Raw genomic sequence first — 3,113 nt, forward strand, 5'->3', positions numbered from 1 at the left:
CCATCCTCGTCGTCGACCGTGATGAGGCCCAAAGCGCGCTCGCCGAAAGTGACCGTGGCCTGCTCGGTGTCCTTGGGATCGAGCCCGACCTTGATTCCCGTCGCGCCGAAGGCGTTCCGCAGGAATTCCTGCAATTTGCGCAATTCGCTCTTGTCCAAGGCCCGTCTCCATCAGCCGTTGCGATGCGAGGCTTAAAAAAAAGCCGCGCCCCGCGCAAGGGGCGCGAAAATTAGCGGGGAAAAGCGCAGGTTGGCTCTGCCCGCCGCACGGGCCGCGCGGCGGAAACGCTCATTCCTCTCCGGCCTTGGCGGCGAGAATCTGATCCATTTCGCGCGCCGGCTCCGCGCAGCCGGAGGCGCCGACGATGCGCGCCGGCACGCCGGCCACCGTCACCTTGGGGGGAACCGGCTTCAGCACGACCGAGCCCGCCGCGATGCGCGAGCAATGGCCGACCTCGATATTGCCGATGATCTTGGCGCCGGCGCCGATCAGCACGCCATGGCGGATCTTGGGATGGCGGTCGCCGCGCTCGTGGCCGGTGCCGCCCAAGGTCACGCTGTGCAGGATCGACACGTCGTCCTCGATCACCGCCGTCGCGCCGACCACCAGGCCGGTGGCGTGATCGAGGAAAACCCCCTTGCCGATCCGCGCGGCCGGATTGATGTCGGTCTGGAACGCCGCTGAGGACCGACTCTGCAGATAGAGCGCGAAATCCTTGCGGCCGGAATTCCACAGCCAATGCGCCAGACGATGGGTCTGCAGCGCGTGAAAACCCTTGAAATAGAGCACCGGCTCGATCAGTCGGGTGCAGGCCGGGTCGCGGTCGGCGACGGCGAGGATATCGGCGCGGATCGCGACGCCGATCGAAGGATCGCGCGAAGCCATATCGAGAAAATTCTGGCGGATCAGGTCGCCGGGGAAATCCGGATGCGACAGACGCGAGGCGAGCCGGTTCCCGACCGCCTGCTCCAGCGTGGAATGATTGAGGATCGAGGCGGCCAGGAAGCAGCCCAGATCGGGCTCGCGGCGCAAAGCGTCCTCCGCCTCGCGGCGAATCTGCGCGAAGACGGGGTCGAATTCGCTCTTGTGGAGCTGCCGCACATTGCTGGTGGTCGTCATGCCAATTTCCTCTCCGCAAAAGCGGAAAAAACAGAATATCACACGCCGGATTCGCTGTCGCGGCGCGTTTCGTCAGGGCCTCGCGGAAAGGTCGTCGAGAAAGGCCAGCACGGCGTCCTTATAGGCCTTGTCGCCGACCGCGCGATTGTGGTCGCGCCCCGGAATGACGAAGGCGCGGCCGTTTTTCAACAAGCGGGCCAGCGGCTCCGGGTCGCCGGCGACATCATCCTCCGAGCCGACGCAGACCAGGGTTGGCGCCGCGATGGTCTCGACCACGGATTCGCTCATGGCGTGGCGCGTCCCCCTCATGCAGGCGGCGAGCGCCCGCAGGTCGCTCTTGGTCGCCTCGGCAAAGGTGCGAAACATGCGCTGCATCGGGTCGGTGAGGGCCGCCAGAGAGGGCGCGTCCATGGCGTCGGCTATGCCGGCGGGAAGCCCCTCGCTGTCCACCAGATGGATACCGAGGCCGGCGAGCACAAGGCCGCGCACTTTGTCCGGCGCGGCCTTCGCCATATGGGCGGCGATGCGCGCGCCCATGGAATAGCCCATCACATCAGCGCGCACGATGCCGAGATGGTCGAGCAGATTGGCGGCGTCAGCGGCCATCAGCCAGGGCGAATATTGCTCGGGATCGTAGAGCTTCTGGCTGCGCCCGTGGCCGCGATTGTCGAATACGATGGTGCGCCGGCCGGCCTGGGTCAGCGTCTTGACCCATTGCGGGAACAGCCAGTTGACGCCGTGGTTCGAGGCGAAGCCATGGATGAGGATGATCGGCTCGCCCTTGTCCTCCGCGGTTGGCGCAAAATCGAGAAAAGCGAGGCGCACCCCGCCGGACAGAAATTCCTGCATCGCCCAATCCTGATTGCGCGCCCGCTTACCAGCGCAACAGGCGTCCGCCGGCGAACCAGCCGAGCGCGACCACGGCCGTTGTCGCGATGATATACCAGACCGCGAGGAAAAAGGGCGAATCGTCGGGGCAACTGGCGGCGTAAAGCGTGGCGGCGAGACCAGAGGCCGCGAAAGCCGCAACGGCGCCGGCGCGGCGCGGATCGTCCGGCGCGCCATGTTTCAGCGCCACGAACAGCCCGGCCAGCGGCGCCAGCGCCATCAGCGGGATCATGGTCAGGCAATGGACCGCATTGTGGCCGATCATCCGCGCCATCCATTGCGCCGAGGGCACGGTGGCCATTTCAACCAGACAGGCGCCCAGGATCAGGGCCGGGGCCAGCAAGACGGCGAACCGCGCCGCGCCAGGATGGGCGCCGGGCCGCGCCAGCCGCCAGGCCAGCAGCAGGCCGGTCGAGGCCATGGCGAGGGTGAAGACGAATTTGAACAGGAAACGCGGCTGGTCCAGCGAGGCGTAGAACGTATCGCGCATGCCGAGGAAGGTGAAGAAGAACAGCGCCGAGACGATGAAGCCCAAAGCGAGGTCGAGCGCGAAGGTCCGGCCCATCGGCGCGGCTTTCGTGTCATTGTCCGCCGCGAGGGCGGTGATGAGATCCTCGGTCTTCATCGTCGTCAATCGTTCAGCTTTCGATAGAGCGCCGCGAGCGCTTTCAGTCCGCGATGCACCGAGACGCGCAGGGCGCCCTCGGTGACCCCCAGATGTCCGGCCGCCTCGCGCAGGCTTTCGCCCCGGATCGAGACAGCCTCGATGGCCTCGCGCTGTTTTGCGCTGAGCTGGTCCAGCAGGCGCAACGCGTCCTGCCGATCCAGTTCGCGCTCGACCGCCTCGGTCTCGGCGGGCGCGGACAAAACATCCTCGAAATCGGCGATGTCCGTCTCCGCCCGGCGTCCGCGCCGGCGCAGGGCGTCGATCACCTTGTTGCGCGCGATCGCCGCCAGCCAGGGCGTCAGCGGCTGGCCCGGATCCCAGGTGTGACGCTTGAGATGTATCGCCAGCAGGGTCTCCTGCACCGCATCCTCCGCCTCGCTCGCCGACAGGCCGGCGCGCGCGCTGGCCCGGCGGCACAGATTGCGCAGATAAGGCAACA

The 3,113-nt window shown here is 66.8% G+C and carries 5 protein-coding genes; all 5 read right to left on the minus strand.

The window, feature by feature from the left end; genetic code table 11:
- Positions 1–158 (minus strand): DUF3126 family protein (locus tag ACE3S9_RS17440; RefSeq protein ID WP_374547755.1); only part of this gene is annotated, 158 nt, incomplete at its 3' end.
- Between the two features lie 130 nt (positions 159–288).
- Positions 289–1,119 (minus strand): serine O-acetyltransferase, encoded by an 831-nt coding sequence (gene cysE, locus ACE3S9_RS17445; RefSeq protein ID WP_374547752.1) that lies wholly within the window; start codon positions 1,117–1,119, stop codon positions 289–291.
- Between the two features lie 72 nt (positions 1,120–1,191).
- Positions 1,192–1,968, minus strand: a complete 777-nt coding sequence (locus ACE3S9_RS17450; RefSeq protein ID WP_374547753.1) for an alpha/beta fold hydrolase — start codon at positions 1,966–1,968, stop codon at positions 1,192–1,194.
- A gap of 25 nt (positions 1,969–1,993) precedes the next feature.
- The gene (locus tag ACE3S9_RS17455; RefSeq protein ID WP_374547756.1) at positions 1,994–2,632 is read right to left on the minus strand and encodes an NrsF family protein; all 639 of its coding nucleotides are present in this window, start codon (positions 2,630–2,632) and stop codon (positions 1,994–1,996) included.
- A gap of 5 nt (positions 2,633–2,637) precedes the next feature.
- The coding region (locus ACE3S9_RS17460) for a sigma-70 family RNA polymerase sigma factor (protein ID WP_374547754.1) at positions 2,638–3,113 on the minus strand (476 nt) is incomplete at its 5' end.

Source organism: Rhodoblastus sp. (genome assembly GCF_041915505.1).
Taxonomy (GTDB): Bacteria; Pseudomonadota; Alphaproteobacteria; order Rhizobiales; family Beijerinckiaceae; genus Rhodoblastus.